The sequence below is a fragment of the Sphingomonas sp. Leaf21 genome (assembly GCF_916858675.1).
Taxonomy (GTDB): domain Bacteria; phylum Pseudomonadota; class Alphaproteobacteria; order Sphingomonadales; family Sphingomonadaceae; genus Sphingomonas.
In genome coordinates this window covers 1-16,077 of the sequence record NZ_CAKASM010000005.1, presented here as the reverse complement: position 1 = coordinate 16,077, position 16,077 = coordinate 1, and the positions used below count along the sequence as shown (strand labels likewise).

General features: G+C 61.7%; 16 protein-coding genes and 1 pseudogene. 12 read left to right on the top strand and 5 right to left on the bottom strand.

What is annotated here, in order from left to right; translation table 11 throughout:
• The first annotated feature begins 169 nt into the window (after positions 1 to 169).
• The 8 genes and pseudogenes from LRP66_RS06345 to LRP66_RS06310 all read left to right on the top strand — a co-directional run bounded on the left by LRP66_RS06345 (position 170) and on the right by LRP66_RS06310 (position 6,668).
• The gene (locus LRP66_RS06345) at positions 170 to 397 is read left to right on the top strand and encodes a DUF5818 domain-containing protein (RefSeq protein ID WP_230481676.1); all 228 of its coding nucleotides are present in this window, start codon (positions 170 to 172) and stop codon (positions 395 to 397) included.
• A gap of 129 nt (positions 398 to 526) precedes the next feature.
• On the top strand, positions 527 to 985 hold the full coding sequence (locus LRP66_RS06340; protein WP_230481675.1) for a helix-turn-helix domain-containing protein: 459 nt from the start codon (positions 527 to 529) through the stop codon (positions 983 to 985).
• Positions 986 to 1,103: 118 nt separating this feature from the next.
• Positions 1,104 to 1,361, top strand: a complete 258-nt coding sequence (locus LRP66_RS06335) for a hypothetical protein (RefSeq protein ID WP_230481674.1) — start codon at positions 1,104 to 1,106, stop codon at positions 1,359 to 1,361.
• Positions 1,362 to 1,378: 17 nt separating this feature from the next.
• On the top strand, positions 1,379 to 1,819 hold the full coding sequence (locus LRP66_RS06330; RefSeq protein ID WP_230481673.1) for a hypothetical protein: 441 nt from the start codon (positions 1,379 to 1,381) through the stop codon (positions 1,817 to 1,819).
• Between the two features lie 39 nt (positions 1,820 to 1,858).
• Positions 1,859 to 2,239: a transcriptional regulator gene (locus LRP66_RS06325; RefSeq protein ID WP_230481672.1), complete on the top strand. Its 381-nt coding sequence runs from the start codon at positions 1,859 to 1,861 to the stop codon at positions 2,237 to 2,239.
• 387 nt (positions 2,240 to 2,626) lie between these two features.
• The gene (locus LRP66_RS06320) at positions 2,627 to 5,599 is read left to right on the top strand and encodes a TrlF family AAA-like ATPase (protein ID WP_443026663.1); all 2,973 of its coding nucleotides are present in this window, start codon (positions 2,627 to 2,629) and stop codon (positions 5,597 to 5,599) included.
• A gap of 97 nt (positions 5,600 to 5,696) precedes the next feature.
• Positions 5,697 to 5,857, top strand: a pseudogene (locus LRP66_RS06315) (IS630 family transposase); the annotation flags it as partial.
• Between the two features lie 649 nt (positions 5,858 to 6,506).
• The gene (locus LRP66_RS06310) at positions 6,507 to 6,668 is read left to right on the top strand and encodes a hypothetical protein (protein ID WP_230481670.1); all 162 of its coding nucleotides are present in this window, start codon (positions 6,507 to 6,509) and stop codon (positions 6,666 to 6,668) included.
• Here the strand turns inward: LRP66_RS06310 and LRP66_RS06305 are convergent.
• A complete protein-coding gene (locus LRP66_RS06305; protein WP_230481669.1) occupies positions 6,665 to 7,318 on the bottom strand; it encodes a hypothetical protein in 654 nt (217 codons plus the stop codon). The two genes, LRP66_RS06310 and LRP66_RS06305, sit on opposite strands and share 4 nt — an antisense overlap.
• A gap of 142 nt (positions 7,319 to 7,460) precedes the next feature.
• On the opposite strand from LRP66_RS06305, the gene LRP66_RS06300 reads away from it, so the two are divergent.
• From LRP66_RS06300 to LRP66_RS06285, 4 genes are read left to right on the top strand one after another with little or no spacing between them, the layout of a single operon-like run.
• Positions 7,461 to 7,712 carry a hypothetical protein gene (locus tag LRP66_RS06300; protein ID WP_230481668.1) on the top strand — a complete coding sequence of 84 codons (252 nt, stop codon included), beginning with the start codon at positions 7,461 to 7,463 and terminating at the stop codon, positions 7,710 to 7,712.
• Positions 7,709 to 9,121, top strand: a complete 1,413-nt coding sequence (gene hxsB, locus LRP66_RS06295; protein WP_268992440.1) for a His-Xaa-Ser system radical SAM maturase HxsB — start codon at positions 7,709 to 7,711, stop codon at positions 9,119 to 9,121. Before LRP66_RS06300 ends, hxsB begins: the two co-directional genes overlap by 4 nt.
• A complete protein-coding gene (gene hxsC / locus LRP66_RS06290) occupies positions 9,118 to 10,200 on the top strand; it encodes a His-Xaa-Ser system radical SAM maturase HxsC (RefSeq protein WP_230481666.1) in 1,083 nt (360 codons plus the stop codon). Before hxsB ends, hxsC begins: the two co-directional genes overlap by 4 nt.
• On the top strand, positions 10,197 to 10,820 hold the full coding sequence (locus LRP66_RS06285; RefSeq protein ID WP_230481665.1) for a peptidoglycan-binding protein: 624 nt from the start codon (positions 10,197 to 10,199) through the stop codon (positions 10,818 to 10,820). Before hxsC ends, LRP66_RS06285 begins: the two co-directional genes overlap by 4 nt.
• A gap of 327 nt (positions 10,821 to 11,147) precedes the next feature.
• Here the strand turns inward: LRP66_RS06285 and LRP66_RS06280 are convergent, their stop codons facing one another.
• From LRP66_RS06280 to LRP66_RS06265, 4 genes are all read right to left on the bottom strand, one after another.
• Positions 11,148 to 13,517: a TonB-dependent receptor gene (locus tag LRP66_RS06280; protein WP_230481664.1), complete on the bottom strand. Its 2,370-nt coding sequence runs from the start codon at positions 13,515 to 13,517 to the stop codon at positions 11,148 to 11,150.
• A 378-nt stretch (positions 13,518 to 13,895) separates the two neighbouring features.
• Positions 13,896 to 14,783, bottom strand: a complete 888-nt coding sequence (locus LRP66_RS06275; RefSeq protein ID WP_230481663.1) for a hypothetical protein — start codon at positions 14,781 to 14,783, stop codon at positions 13,896 to 13,898.
• The gene (locus LRP66_RS06270; protein ID WP_230481662.1) at positions 14,780 to 15,154 is read right to left on the bottom strand and encodes a hypothetical protein; all 375 of its coding nucleotides are present in this window, start codon (positions 15,152 to 15,154) and stop codon (positions 14,780 to 14,782) included. The genes LRP66_RS06275 and LRP66_RS06270 overlap by 4 nt, the downstream gene beginning before the upstream one ends.
• A gap of 143 nt (positions 15,155 to 15,297) precedes the next feature.
• Positions 15,298 to 15,483: a hypothetical protein gene (locus tag LRP66_RS06265; protein WP_230481661.1), complete on the bottom strand. Its 186-nt coding sequence runs from the start codon at positions 15,481 to 15,483 to the stop codon at positions 15,298 to 15,300.
• Positions 15,484 to 16,077 lie beyond the last annotated feature (594 nt).

The window sequence follows — 16,077 nt, the reverse complement described above, 5'->3', positions numbered from 1 at the left end:
AGGAATAACAAGTAGCCTGGCTTTCATTCCACCTTGCCTGACGATTGCTTTATTTGCCGGGGGCGTCGCGCATGATCGGGGTGAGGTGTTCAGAATGTCCCGACGGACATTCGCGTGTCCGTTGATTTTATGGCAGATCATCCTCCCTGGGCTGTGCACGGAGGACAACATGCCGATGGGAACCAAGTATCGGGTTGTCGGCCAGCTGAACTTCGACGCCGCTGGCTACCTTCTTCGTGTGGATGGCGGCGGCACATGGCGTCTCGACCTCGGTCTGCGATCATGGTGGCTGGCGCGCCGCTGGGGCGGTCAGCGAGTGGTCGTCTTCGGGATGAGGGAGGGCTTCGATACGCTCAGCGTGAAGCGGATCGAACGATGCGATCCACGGCAATCATAGAGAACATGGAGGAGGATGGGTTCTTGAGCGCTATGCCAAGCGCCCGGAATGCCATCATCAATTTCGGTCACCCGTACGTGAATCAACCGAATCGGTGCTTTTGAAGTTCGTTACCGTTAAGCAGGACATATGCTCAACCGCCTCAGTGATCGCCAGAAGCAATGTCTAGTCGGCGTCGCCGCTCATAAAACGAGTAAGGAGATCGCGGCAGATCTCGGAATCTCTCCGAAGACAGTGGACGGCTACATCGCCGATGCGGTGGCGCTGCTCGGAGCGCGGAATCGTCAGCATGCGGCGACGACCTTTATGGAGCTTTCTGAGGTAGTTAGTAATCCCGTAGTTTTACCGGGGGAACCGATCCGGGTTGAGCTGGACGAACCTCCGGTGTCAGCACTCGTCACACAGTCTGACGACGTCCGGGTCACATCCCGGGGTTTGGAGCGGCTCCGGCCCTTCCATCGCCTGGGTGTGATCATTGGCGTGGCATTGGCGCTTTCCATGGGTCTCGGACTCAGCGCCATGGCTGTGGTCGGAGGGATCGCGATATACGATCCCTCCCGATCATCTGCTGATCGTTCGGAGCGTTGAGCTCCGACAGTATGTGACGGGGGATAATGTGGGGAACGAGGTTACAAGCGTTTTCTATGCGCGCCTAAAGGCGGCGGAATCCGCATCTGATGCGGCTCTGCAGGAATATGCACAGCTGTTGCTCGACGCACAGAAGGCCAGCGCGCAACTGGATTTGACCTTCGGCGAGCCGCAATCGGTCTTCGCAGACATCAACGAGGCGATGGCGCATCATCTTCGAGGGCGTCATCATCTCGCGCGGGCGCACTCGAAGTCTCTGGAGATCGTCGAACGGAAGGGCCATTCCGTGACATCCTGGGGTGATACAGTGCCGACCTACGACGAGGCGCGGGATGCGCCTGCTGGAACGGTCGTCGCGATCCGTTCGGCCGCCTGAACAGGACGACGGCGTCCATGCTAAACGTCGTCGTCTTCTATGCCGGTCTCATCGGGCTTCTCGTCTATTCGCTCAGATGCGGCGGGCGTCCCGAACGCTGGATCGCTGGAATCCTTGGACCGTCGGCCATTGTCGACACGATGATGGTGAATGCCGGGCGGGGAGTGTTCGTCGCCCGAGAACCAGGGATTCTGCTTCTCGACGTGGTTACGCTGACCGCGGTGACGGTCGTGGCATTGAGGGCCGAACGGATATGGCCGATGATCCTCACCGCGTTCCTGCTGGTGGGTGTCGAGCTTCAGATCGGCGTTTGGCTCGCCCCGGTGATACAGCGGCAAGTGTACAAACTCGCGCACGCCTACAGCGCCTATCCCGTCATGCTGATCCTTTTGATTGGCATCGTACGCCACCGTAACAGGACGCGCGATGTGCCGGAGCGGGATTGGACAGTTTTCTGAGAGCAAATTGACATGCGGAATGGAACGGAATTGCTCGACATGGCCAATCGCCTCCGCGCGATTGCCGGAGCCGGAACGGCAATGAAGGCAAGTTCGTCACCATACGATGTGGCGACGACTTTGCTGGGGATCAGACGTCATCGCGATGCCGTGATCGGCAGCGGCTACTTCGGCGAGCCGTCATGGGACATCCTGCTCGATTTGTTCGTGAATGAACAGAAGGGCCGCCCCATCAGTGCAACATCGGCCTGCTTGGCGGGGGGCGTGCCGCCTACGACTGCTCTGCGACATCTCGTAAGGCTCACCACGGACGGATTGATCTGCTCGACCCCTGATCCTGCGGATGCTCGGCGACGATACATATCGTTGACGAAGAAATCGCATGAGATGTTGCATTTCGTGCTGTCCGGGCAGTCATAGAGGGGGCGTTCCTGCCCGACGCGTGGGTGAATGCGGACTGAGGGCAGCCAAACATGAGTCACGGCGGATCGATCCGTTTTTTAAGAAATTTCGATCAGAATTCGGACATCATCAATCAGTCCGAATGGCATAATTTGGTACCTTTCCGCCGCTCCCAAAGAGTTCTCAGTTGGCAGGTCTTGTCAGGAGCCTACGTTCAACGCGTAGCCGATTGGTATGGCTAGCTCCACCAAGTGGGGGCGTCAAGGATCTGGTTTTCGGAAAGATGCCTGCCAGATTGGTTTGTTTGCAACAATCGTTTCGGTCGCGGTTGCTTCCCTTTGTGGGAACTATAGGCGTACTGAATGCATGTGAAAAACGAGAAGTGAGAGTAGGTAAGCGAGGTCTATGTTGACACGAGGATCGGAATGGCGCCGCTGGGAACCCCATATCCACGCGCCGGGCACCGTCTTGAACAACCAGTTCGGCGCGAACCCTTGGGAAGCCTATCTGACTTCGCTCGAGACACTGACCCCCAGGATCGAGGCGATTGCGGTTACCGATTATTATGTGACGGATACCTATGAAGCCGTCCTCGAACATATGCGCGCGGGCCGGCTCCCCGATGTCCAGTTGATCTTCCCAAATATCGAAGTTCGGCTCGATGTCGCAGCAAAATCGGGGTTCGTGAACCTCCATTTGCTGGTCAGTCCGGAAGATCCCGATCACCTCGCGCAGGTGAAGCGGATTCTCACCCGCCTGCAGTTCAATGCCTTTGACGATCGGTTCGATTGCACGCGTGGCGATCTCATCAGGTTGGGCAAGAAGGCCAACCCCGCGATCCTCGATGATGGCGCAGCTCTCGCGCACGGTGCCACGCAGTTCAAAGTCAATTTCGCGCAACTGCGTGAGGTGTTCAAAGAGAGCGGCTGGGCCAAGAAGAACATCCTGATCGGGGTCGCCGGTGCGGCCGGAGACGGCAGCTCCGGCCTCCGGCAGGCCGCCGACGCCACCGTTCGCGCAGAGATCGAGAAATTCGCGCACGTCGTCTTCTCGAGCAGCCCTGCTCAACGCGAATTCTGGCTCGGCCAACGTGGTCTCACGGTCGCCGAGCTTCGCGAGCGATACGATGGCTGCAAGCCCTGTCTGCACGGTAGTGACGCGCATGACCAAGCCTCGACCGGACAGCCAACTGGGGATCGCTTTTCCTGGGTCAAGGGCGCGCTGACCTTCGATGCACTGCGGCAGGCGTGCATTGACCCGGAGAATCGAGCCTTTGTTGGGGTTGAGCCACCCAAGACGGCAATGCCCTCGCAGGTCATTGCGCAGGTCGAGTTCGACAACGCTTCGTGGGTGGCGACTGGCCCGATCCCGCTTAATCCAGGCCTGGTCGCGATCATCGGCGCCCGCGGCTCCGGCAAGACGGCGCTGGCCGATATGATTGCCGCCGGCTGCGATGCAGTTCCGGCAACCGTGTGGGGTGCCAGCGACGAGGTGAGCCCGTCTTTTCTCGTCAGGGCCAAGCTGCTCGTCGGTGTCGGTCAGGTCAAACTGACATGGGGCGGCGGCACGACGACGACACGCTGTCTTGACGGGCGCGACGCGAACAATGCGTATTCTTATCCGCGCGCGCGCTATCTCTCCCAGCAGTTCGTCGAAGAGCTGTGCTCCTCGAAAGGGGCCTCGGAAGCCCTGATCGGCGAGATGGAGCGTGTCATATTCGAGGCGCATCCCCAAGACGAGCGCGACGGAGCCACAAGCTTTGAACAGCTGCGCGATCACCGGACTGCGCGTTTTCAGCAGGCCCGAAAGCGTGAGGCCGAATCGATCGCGGCAACGTCCGAGCGGATTGCGGAGGAGCTCGAGAAAGAAGCGCTGGTCGTCGGGCTCGGCGTTCAGATCACGCAAAAAGAGGAGCTGATTAAAGGCTATAATGCCGATCTATCAAAGTTGGTGATCACAGGAACTCCGGCCCAAACGTTCAGGCATACCGCGCTCAATGAGGCCGTCCAGCATCTAGCGTCCAGGGTGCAGGCTTTTGGCGCGCAGCGCCGCGCCTTCGTGGCGATGCAGGACGAAGTCCGCAACACACGTGGCGCCAAATCCCCCGAAATGCTCCGCGAAGCAAGGGCGCGTCATGCCGCCAGCGGCCTTACCGCCGAGCAATGGGATGACTTCTTGCTGATCTACAAGGGTGACGTTGATAAGGCGTTGACCGAGTATATCGCCTGGGCAGACGGGGAGATTGTCAAGCTTAACGGCGTCGCGCCCGCCGATCCGGGGCCTAATATCCCTTTCATTGCTGGTGGCGCGGATCTGGCTCTCATACCGCTCGCCACGCTGAAGGCCGAGATGGGCCGGCTGGAAAAGCTGATCAGCGCCGACACCATCATTCGGAATCAATATGCGGCGCTCTCGAAGCGGATCGGCACAGAGAATGGGGCGCTCCAGGCGCTCAAGAAGCAATTGGAAGATGCCAAGGGCGCACGCGAACGGCGCAAGAGGCTCCAGATCGAGCGAGAGGAGTCCTGCGGTCATCTGTTCGACGCCATCGTCAGCGAAGAGACTTCGCTCACCGATCTCTATGCGCCGCTCATGGCGCGGCTGAATGCGTCTTCGGGTACGTTGCGAAAGCTCAGCTTCACCGTGAAGCGCGTCGTCGATGCATCGGGCTGGGCGACGGTCGCAGAAGAGCATCTGATCGACCGCCGGGAGACGGGCCCTTTTCAGGGTCGCGGATCGCTTGCCAAACTGGCTAATTCGGACCTCCGCCCCGTGTGGGAGAATGGCTCGGCGGCCGACGTCCAGACCGCGATGGCCGCCTTCATTGCGAACTACCAGAGGGACCTCCTCGCGCATGCCCCCTTCGCTCCAACCCAGCAGGCGGATTTTCGCGTTTGGTCCAAGCGGTTTACCCACTGGCTGTTTGGCACCGACCATATCTCGGTGCGGTACGAGATCGCCTATGACGGGATCGACATCCGAAAGCTGTCGCCGGGCACGCGCGGGATCGTTCTTCTGCTGCTCTACCTTGCGCTCGATGATGCCGACGACCGCCCGCTGATCATTGACCAGCCAGAGGAGAATCTCGATCCGAAGTCGGTCTTCGACGAGCTCGTCTCGCTCTTCATCGCGGCGAAATCGAAGCGCCAGATCATCATGGTCACTCATAACGCCAATCTGGTCATCAACACCGATGCGGATCAGATCATCCTCGCAGATGCCGGGCCTCAAGCCGGCGGGGGCCTCCCCATGATCACTTATGTGGCGGGCGGACTCGAGGACGAGCGAATCAGGAGCAGCGTGTGCGAAATTTTGGAGGGTGGAGCGGATGCATTTCGGGAGCGCGCCCGGCGTTTGCGTGTCAGGCTCGAGCGGTAGCGGAGCGCAGCAGACGCGCTTCTACTTGGGCCAGCTCCGCTTAGCGTCGACGGTCATGTCGGGGACTCCAGTCGTCCCCGCCAGGGCGCGTGGGTAGGTTTCGCCGCCGGCGCACGCGATCGTTCTGTCGGTGGATGAGAAGAGCCAGAGCCAAGCGCTTGTTCGCACACAACCGGGGCTGCGCTCAAGCGTGGCCGGGGCGCGACCATGATGCACGACTACAAACGCAACGGGACGACCGTGTTGTTTGCGGCGCTGATCTGGGACTTGGCGCGGCCTTGATAGCTGGCGGAAATGGACGCTTGCCAGAGGTTCGTTCGACATTGCTAAATCGGTAGCTTAGGGCCATCGCTGCCCTTCCGGGCTCTAGTCCGAACGGCGCGTTTGGTCGCATGTGGACGTTTCGTAAGGTCGTCACCGTGGCGTTCGCGGGGAGCATGCTGTACCTTCAGATGCGTCGATCAACGACCCGAGGATAGCTGAAATGCTGAAGTCGATTCTTACCGCAATCGCGTTGGCTTCTGTAGCGACAGTACCCGCGAACGCAGCTCCGTGCCGTGACGCGAAGGGGAAATTCATCAAGTGCGACACGGCCAAGCCGAAGCCCATGAAATGCAAGGACGCCAAAGGGCGTTTCGCCAAGTGCGGTGCCGCAGGCGCCACACCTGTGAAATGAATTTGAGTGGGGGGCGGGACCCAGTCCCGCTCTTTCCCTCCGTTGCAAACGCGATTCTCACTTGCAACAACTTACTGATTCGGCAGTAGCGATCCACGTCGTCATCTACGGTCGTGGTTGAGATGCTTATTGTGGCCGCAGCTCTCAAGGGCGCAGGATTTGCCTGAGGGGGGCTTCGTGAGGACAGAAGGCACAGGTGATGGGCGTGACGTCGACTTAGCGCGTTCGCTTATGAAACGCGCACTGGACATCCTAGATCGGGCAGGAGATCTGAGGTGCGTACCGCATCTGCAGCACGCCCTCGACGTGCTGGACGGCGACACGATCCGCGAGCCGACGCATGATGAGATCGAGCGGATACTGGGAATGCCGAAGGAGGCATCCGAAATCTAGGCGGCCTCTGCGTCTCCTCCTTCTCCGCCGTTCGTCACGGCACCATCCGGAACGGTGGTGGTATTGTCGATATCCGGGCCATCAGCAGGGGCTCGCTTGGCCGGTGACACTCGCCGCTGAATTTCTGCCAGTCGCGTGTCTGCGTCATCGGCCGAAGCTCCGGCGCCGGCCGTTGCTCCGAGATATCTGGCAGCCGCCACCTCGCTCTGGAAATAGGCGATCTCCTTCTCCATGCCGTTCACCTCGTCCTCCGGAACGGATGCGACGCCCTTCAGATCGGCGGCACCGCAGGTGTCGAGCAGGCGCCAGCTGAAGGCATGAGACAGGGCGTCGTAGCAGTTCTGGCTGTAGATCATGGATCCCGACAAGCCCTCGGACGCGAAGGCCTTGCCCATTTCGGCAAGACCTTCGCGCACTGCTGGCGAACTCAACGGTTGGACTGCGGGTGGCGTCTGAGCGGCCACGGAGGACGTCAAAGTCTTGATCGCAGGATCGGAGGCCGCGACTTCCGCCGGTGTCCGTGGCGAATTCGAAGAGCATTTCGACACGTTCACCAGAACGACCAGCGTCCCGATGATCCCGATCGTCCATGCGATTCCACGGCTCGAACTCTTCGACGCCGCGCCGGTCGACCTTTGGTTCATCGCCATCCCCCACTGTCCTGCAGATTGAACATACATGCTCTTCGGCGTGCCTCAACTCGCGGAATTATCTCGAAAATGGATGTGATGGGTATTGTGGTGCATCTTAGCTCGTCCTAGCCTCGTCCGATCACGCCAAGGGGAGAGGGCGTTGCAGGGGGAAGTCCGCGTAGCGGAATTTTGGATCGACATCGTCGATCTGCCGGAAATGGCGCAGCATCGTCTCGCGACTATCGATCCATCGATAGCGATCGAGCGCGTCGATGGTGGCTTTGCGCTTCGTTCCGAGACGTCGACGCGCGAGCGCATCGAGGATGCCTGGTTGTGCTTCATGACGAACGAGCGCTTGCTCCGCGCGAATGCCGAAGCACGCCGCCTCGTGCTGGCAGAACTCCTTTCATGACGTTCGCTCCAATTAGGGTCCGGCCAACGAACGGAGACGGAATGCTGCTCGTCGGTGATGCGGGCGATTTCGCGCTGGCCGAGCGGTCGATGGTCGAACGCCTGTGCGCCGACGCGCTGACGGACGAGGATCGCGACGTCTTGAGCCGTGAGGGTCTTCTGATCGACGCGGACGACCACCTTGGACGGGTGGCACATGCCTATGGCGTCGCGGAACGGATAGGGCACGCCGGTGCCCTCGACTATCTGATCATGGTCCCCACCCTCCGGTGCAACCTCAGTTGCAGCTATTGTCAGGTCTCGCGCGTGGCGGAGCGCAGCACTGGCTTCGACTGGAACGAGGCGACGCTGGCTGCGGTCCTTCGCCTGATCGATGGCCTGGAGACCGAGCGGGTGAAGATCGAATTCCAGGGCGGTGAGCCGACCTTGAGGCCGGACCTGATCCGTGCAGTGATCGATCGATGCGAGCGGATTCCGATCCGACAGTTCGTCATCTGCACCAATTTGCAGCGCATTGACGAGGAAGTGCTGGCGCTCTTCGACCGGCCCGACGTCTTCATCAGCACGTCGCTGGATGGTGACGCCGCCACGCATGCCAGGCAGCGGACCGGCGATGGAGCGACGACCGACGCATTCCTCGCCAATCTGCGTTTCGTGTTGGATCGGTACGGTCCGACCAAGGTTTCCGCGCTGCCCACCGTCGATCCCGCCCGCCTGCCGGACATGGACGGGCTGATCGACAGCTACGCAGCCCACGGCATCGATGGAGTCTTCCTGAGGCCGATCAACTACCAGGGCTTCGCGCGCAAGCGTCATGCCGAGGTCCGGGAGCTGGCCGCCGCTTGGCGTGATTATCACTCAGCCTTCGTCCGGCGGTTGATCGAGCGGAACTGGGAGGATCGAAGCCGGGTCCTCGAAGAGACCTATTTCAGCATATGCCTTCGGCGGGTGTTCCAACCGGGAGCCGACCGGCACGTTGATCTGCGTGATCCCAATCCCGTCGGGGTCGACTATGTCGTCGTCGATCACGATGGTCGGGTCTATCCCACTGACGAGGCGCGGATGCTGACGCGTTCCGGCGTGATCGACCTGGCTATCGGCGACGTCTTCGATGGCTGGGAAACCGAGGCCAGGGACCGCCTCAATGCGCACGCGACCAACCGTTTCGATCCGACCTGCATGGGTTGTGCGTATCAGCCCTTCTGCGGACGCGATCTCGTCGACGATCTCTCGCGCTATGGCCGCATCGATCTTCCGCGTCACGAAACCGAGTTCTGCCGCAGGCACCTTGCGATGTTCGACCTCGTCTTCGAGCTGACCTATTCGGATGACCCCGCCGTTCGATACTCGTTGGCACGCTGGCTCCGCTTGCCCGGCACGCCCAACGAGTTCGGAGTGCGTCTGTCGTGATCCGCCTCACGCTCCCCGCGGCGTCAGACGCCGAAGCCCCCTATGTCGCCCGACTGAACACCGGCCGCGGCGGGGTGGAGGAAGCCGATGCGGCGCTTGTCGACGAGGATGCCGAAGGCGTGACGTATCTCGGTCGTCACGGCGTATTGGCCATCGATGGTGCCTCGGCGACAGAGCTGGACGGTGACGTCATCATCGTGGATCCGGTCGGAGGACGCGCGGAGCGGATCCTCCGACGAGGATCGGGCCACAACACGCTGCTCGTGACTGAACGGTGTGACCAGCTGTGCCTGATGTGCTCTCAACCGCCAAAGAAGACGCACGTCGACCGGTTCGCACTCTTCGAGCAGGCCTGTCTTCTCGCCGAACCTGACAGCCTTATCGGCATCTCGGGGGGCGAACCGACACTCTACAAGGCCGACCTCCTCGGCATGATGGAACGCGTGCTGGCCGAGCGTCCGGACTTGGAGTTCCATGTTCTGACCAACGGCCAGTTCTTCGATGACGAAGATGTCGCGCGCTTGCGGGACGAGCGGTACGCTCGCGTCAGTTGGGGCATTCCCATATACGCGGCCGACGCCACGCTGCACGATCGCATCGTGGGCAAGGACGGCGCGCTCAGCAGACTGGAGAAGAGCATGGCCGTGCTGGCGCGAGCTGGCGCGCGCATCGAGCTGCGTACGGTGCTGGTTGCCGACAACGCGGACGCGCTGACCCGGCTGGCCAGGTACGTCGCCAAGCGGCTGCGGTTCATCGAGGTCTGGTCGATCATGCAGTTGGAGAACATCGGGTTCGCGCGTGCGCGATGGGCGTCGCTGTTCGTCGAGCATGCCCGAGACTTCGGTCCGATCGGCGACGCGATCGACCATGCCGCCCTTCACGGCATTCGCGCCCAGCTGTTCAACTTCCCCCGATGTACCGTGCCGGAGCCCTGGCGGGATCTGGCGCGCGCATCGATATCCGATTGGAAGCGCCGCTATGCAGACGCCTGCGCACCATGTCGCGAACGGGACGCGTGCAGCGGGTTCTTCGAATGGCATCCCATACAGCAGGCCGAGGACGGAGTGACGCCGCTTTGAAACGCATCAGGTTCCTCATCCCCAGCCTTCTGGCCGCAGGGTTCGGCTACGGCGATCCGGCGCAGGCAATGTACGTCAGGACGACGTCGGGTCCGCGTGACGATCCTGACAGATCGTCGCTGCTGGACGTGTTCCGCCAGGATCATACGGTGATTCTGGCGGATCATAGAAGCCATCGCAGTCATTCCAGTCATTCAAGCCATCGATCCGGCTATGGCGGTGGTGGGCACTACAGTCACACCAGTCACCGTTCGAGCACCGGGGGCAGTTATATCGGCGGCTCGGCCGCACCGGCGCGAACGATATACACGCCGCCGCCGGTTCGGTCGGAACCGATCGCCCCTACGGCACCATCGCCCTTGTTCTCGCCTACCGAGCGGGCCGCCCCCGTCGAGGCTGAACCCAAGACACTATCGGGCAGGACCAAGCGGTTTGCCTCCATCGTCCGACGGGTACAGATCGCATTGATGGCACGGCAGCTCTACGACGGCGCCATTGATGGGGTTGTCGGTCCAAAGCTGAGGGCTGCGCTGCGCAAGTTTCAAGGGCAGCGCTCTCTTCCGGTGACAGGAACCATCACGCCACAGACACTGGATGCGTTGATGGTCTCAAGCGAATAGAGGCGGCGTCTTCGTCACTCTCTTGCATGACGCACTGGCAGGTGCTGGAAGTGTTGAAATAGAAGACATCTGCCCTGCTGGCACGTCATTCTAAGTGAAGATGACGTACACGTCGCCTGATCGCTCGAGGGTCACGTCGGTCAGGGAACTACGTGTATCCGGAGGTCAAACGCTTCGCATTGTGTCGATGAATGACGTTGTAGTTAGAATGCGCATGCTGGACTGGCTTCGTACGTTCTTCAGCCGCTAATTGACGATCCTACACACGGCATGAGGACGCATACACAGTGGTGGGAGCCGCGCCCGCAGACTTCTGCCACAGTAGCGCTAAAAGATTTTTCGAAGGCTGAACTTCAAGGAGCGACCAAGGGGTTCGAGGAAGCCAGGTTGGACGTTGAACGGTGTCGATCCGTTGTCGTCCCGCACGGCGGGCCTGCTGTTGAACAGATTATCGACGTTGAAGCCGATCCGTGCGCCCTTGAGCCAGCCCGGCGCGCTGGCGTCTCCGAACTGATCGGCGAGGTTCGCAAAAAGTTCGAGATCCATGCGGCCATAATCGGAGAACCGCAAATTCCCCGCCGCGCCGTCCGCCGTGGCGGCTAGGCCGCGCACATATGTCCCGCTCTGCCAAGTCGCCGTAACCCGCGCACCGAGTCCGCCTTTGAAGACGCCAGCCTGCGCCTGGACCTCGTGATGCGGCCGGCCACCGCGGTTGTCGATCGCAGACCCGTTGAGGAGGTCGAGTACCTGTGCACCCTCCCGGACGGTGATTTCGTCCCGGAAGCGCCATGTGTGATAGATGCTGAAGATCAAGCGGCTCGTCAGATTCTCTACACGCCGCGCTGCTGCGCTTCCGGCTTCCGGCCTGATAACCCTGGCGCCCGGCGGCAGAGCACCCTGCAGGCCCGCTTCGCCACCCCCTATCACCCGGACGTTCGCGTTCTGCAGCCCCGGGGGCACCGCTCCGAGCGGTCTTGTGAAGTTCAGGCCCCAGCGCATCTGGTCCTGCGACGAACGTTCGAAGTTGAGCGGCCTGGTGTCGATCCGGAGCAACCTGCCGTCCGAATCCCGGACGAACCGGTCGGGAAGCGCCGCTTCGATGTCCGGCGTGGCGATCGGAAAGACGGCGATCGGATCGTCAGTGCGTGTTCGGATATAGTTGATGCTGACGGTGAAGTCGGTCGCGCGAAGCGGCTGGAGATTGAGCGCTAGCCTGGTGACATGACGATTGTCGGGGCGCAGCGCGGGATTTCCGCCGAATACGCGCGTCACATCGACCGCCTCGCGCCGCGTGAAATCCAGCGTGCGAACATTCGGCGTCACGACGAGCGGTGCGCCAAGTTGCTCGACCGTCGGCGCGCCGTCCTCGTCCGTCATCGATGCAATGAAACTGATCCCCCTGAGCGGCGACCAGTTAAGCCCATAGCCGAACGTTCGTAATATCCCGATGTCTGACACGTCCTCGACTTCAAGATTGGCGTTGACGGAAAGGCTGCCGAGCCCATCCGCGCGTTTCGGCCGCGCACGGGTGATGGGAAGGTCCAAGCTCGCCTGCACGGCGGTTCGATCGCGCGAGAGCTTGGTCCGCCCGTCATTGCCCGACAGCGATGATCTGGCGCTGAAATCGCGAAACTCGACGCCACCCCGCACACTGAGCGACGCCGGGCCGGCCGGCAGCTTCAACGGGGAGCCGCTCACCAGCAGATCGGCGTTTGTGAAGGAATTGACCGAACGCGCCACGTCCCGCGTTCCCGCGATGCGGCCCGGATCGGTGAAGGTGTCCGCCGTCGCGCGATCGTAATTGCCGGTGAGGGTCCAGGACCATCGTCCAGCCGATCCGCTTGATACGGTGCCCAGATGGAGGACGCTTGCATCCGTGTCGCGGGTGAGGGGGCGGTCCCCGGCCAGACCGAAAAGGCTGCGGGTGCTGCTTGCCTGCACGCGACCGTTGAGGGTGGACGACACGCCTTTCACGACGTTACCGCTGACGGTGCCCGTCAGGGCGAACTGCTCGGTGCGGGGCAGCAGGGTTCGGAAACGCCCGTCGTCCACGATGCCGGGATCGCGCACGATGTCGCGCTGGCTTTCCAGCAACGCCGACGCGCGATTATATTCGCCGTTCAGATTGAACCGCGTGTCGTTCCTGATCCGCAGATAGTTCGCGTCGGCGCTGGACGTGTCGCGCCCTCCGTCCGTCGACGTGGCGTGATCGATCTGGCCGACACCTGCGGCGTATCGCGCGAAGGTGACGACATTGACCACTTTCTGATCGGCCGGGAAGCCGTACCTCAGCGAAAGCTCCTCGGGAAAGATCTCCATCCTCTCGATCGCCTCGGTCGGGAACTTGGCGATCTCAAGGAAGCTGGATATTCGCTTCCCGTTGAGCAGCACGACCGGGTCGCCATCCTCTCGCCCCCTGTCACTGCTGACCTGCGGTCGGATCGCGTCGAGGAGGTCGCCGATGTTGTTTACCCCGAGCGCCCTTATGTCGAGCGGGCTGAACGATCGCTCCGGTGGAAGGCTGCCTAGCACCGATCCGCGCGCCCGCTGACCGGAGACCACGACGTCGCCGTCGGGGCCGGTCACCGTCTTTCGTTCGACGAGGGGCTTTGCCGTCGGGGCCGGCGGGGTGGGGGCGGGCGGTAGAGGTTCTTTCCTCAACTGCTCCATGACCTTGCGCTGGATTTCGGGTGACATCGCCCCGCCATCGGCACCGCGGAACTCGGTCGCTGGCTCGGGGCGATCTCCTGGGGTTGCGCTTTCGGCCGGGACCGGCCTGGATGACGAAGGAGTTGATGGAGAAGATCCCTCCTGCGCCGCAGCGGGAAACGATGCCACGCTCGTGAGGAGTCCCGCAGCAAGGAGGCAGCGTCGCCGAGACGCGCCGCGCGGCAGGCTGAATTGCAGTGCGCGTTGCTCAGGTGGCGAAGCATGTCGGGTGGGGCGGTCCATCATATCGTGCACGACGTCGGAGAGCGATCGCGACGTGCGGTCGAGAACGCGATTGCCATCGGGGTCTGCCAAACGGCGGCGCGACCTGTCGATCCGTTTCTGCTCATGAGACATGGTGATCTGTCAGCCGCCGTTCGGGCTACCAGTCGCAACGGCGTACCGGGCATCCGACTGGATCCAGCTGCGCAGATCGGCATCCAGGGCCCCGAGCGAGGCCGATCCGTTGCGCTGGCCGCTACGGGCCAGGACCCAAGCGTCCAGGCGCTCGCCCCTGCGGAAGGCATCTGCCAGTTTGGCGACGACGGCAGGCGATCCCGTTCGCGCTACGAGATAGTCATAGAAGGCGCGCGTCATGGCGTAGAAGCGAGGTGTGTCTGAAGAGGCGGCGAGTCTGACGCGGTATGCTGGGCCATCGGACGTGACGGCTGATGCCGGAGCCTCTGTCAGTTCGGGGTGGACCATGGTGAGGAAGCGATCCATGGGAATGAGCGACCCGCTACTTGCAAGACGCGCGGCCTCGCGACGGCGCATCGCGGTCACGTCGGTGCCTTCGAAGGCGATGGCCGCCATCTCGTCGAGCCAGTCGGGCGCATCGCCTCCATATTGACCCTCCCTCGAACTCGGAACGAGGTGGCGAATGAAGAGATCATGCCCGATCTCGTGGCGCAAGGCGTGGCTCGGCGGGACAGGTCGGCCGCCTGGCGCGGCGTTCTCGAAGGCCCAGCTATAGATCGGTGATCCGTTGCTTGCGATGCTGACCCACCGCGCCTTCCCGTGCGATCGCGCCGTTATGCCGAAGCGCACATGCGGCAGGAGCAGCACGTCACGAGCGGCTGCCTGCGCCGCGCGACCCTCTCGGAGCGCGGTCTCGACAGCGGTTGCAGCCACCTCGACGTGACCGAACGATGCCTTCCTGATGATCATCGCGCCAGGCTGTGCGGCATGAGCCGGCGCGATTGACGGAGCCAGCGCGACCAGTGCGATAGCCACCCGCCCCAGGGTCATGGTCACGATTTCCGCGTCGCCGTGAATGGAAGGTTCTTGCCGAAGATCGCCACGTCGCCGGTCATGGCCTTGTTCGCCTTGTCGACCTCAAGGCGGAAGGCAACCGGCGGTTTTGCTTCGATGCCGAACCGCACCGTGTTTCCCGATACGGCCAGGGACTGCATCGGGAACCATTTGCCGCTTCGCGCCGACATGTACCGGCCCGACCAACTGCCACCCTCATGCTTGAACTCGAAGGTCCATTCCGTGGACGCGAAGGTTCCCGCCCAAGTGCCAGCCACCATGCTGGCGGCATGATCTTGCGCGGCGACGGTCGACGCGGACCCAGCCAGGACGGCCATGGCGGCCACAGGCGCGAGACACGACTTCGTGAACATGGGATGCTCCTTGGATGATCGCGCGCCGAACCATAATGCGTCGTCGATCGGAAAGGTGGAATGCGCCTGCTGGAAGCGACCGGGACGATGACGTTCGGCGCATCCGTCCCGGCGCCCGCTGATCCGCTGTCTAGCGGATCGGCTTAATAGTAACCGCCACCCAGGTCGGTGACCTCGTACACGTCATAGACTTGGCCGCCGCTCTCGAAGGAGCCGATATATTCGACATAGGAGTGCTTGTTCTCGACTGCCGCAGGTGCGGCCTGCGCGGCAGCGAACGGCAGCACCGAAGAGAATACGAGGCTTGCAGCAAGTACAATACGCTTCATAATTTTTCTCCCATGTCGGGATACGTGGAAAGACATCTGTCACCGCCCGACATTGTGAAATCATCATGACGCAAGTGTGACGTCAACGATAAAAGTATCCGAATTGGAAATTATTACCCATGGTGTCACGTTGCGAGCAAAATGATCCATTTTGGTTGCTTTTTATGTGATGATCCCGCTTTAGAGATGAGCGCGCAAGCAACCGGATTGGTGCTCCTCCGACGTCCATGTATTGTAGAAGAACTGTCGGAGAGCCCGCTGGTCAGGTGCAGTTCGAGGGACGAGCCCCATCGATTACCGGTGACATGGCGTTCCATGATCGTCAGCGGCGCGCGGTTACCAGCAACCGGCACATTGTCGTTCGAAAAGTGACCCGTGCCGTATCCAGTGGATTGATCGTGTTAACACTCTCCGGTTAGAGGGTGTCCGTTCGCCAGCAGGCGGACCGAGGCGTCAGAACCTCGCAACGACAGCCGATGCCCGGCCCGAATTTCATTCGGCCGGGGAGCGGGCGTGCATTCTCTCGTTGCGGTGGTCAAGCCCCGCGGTTTTATCTTGCCATAGACATCCTTTCGTCATGGGCGGTCGGGGCGT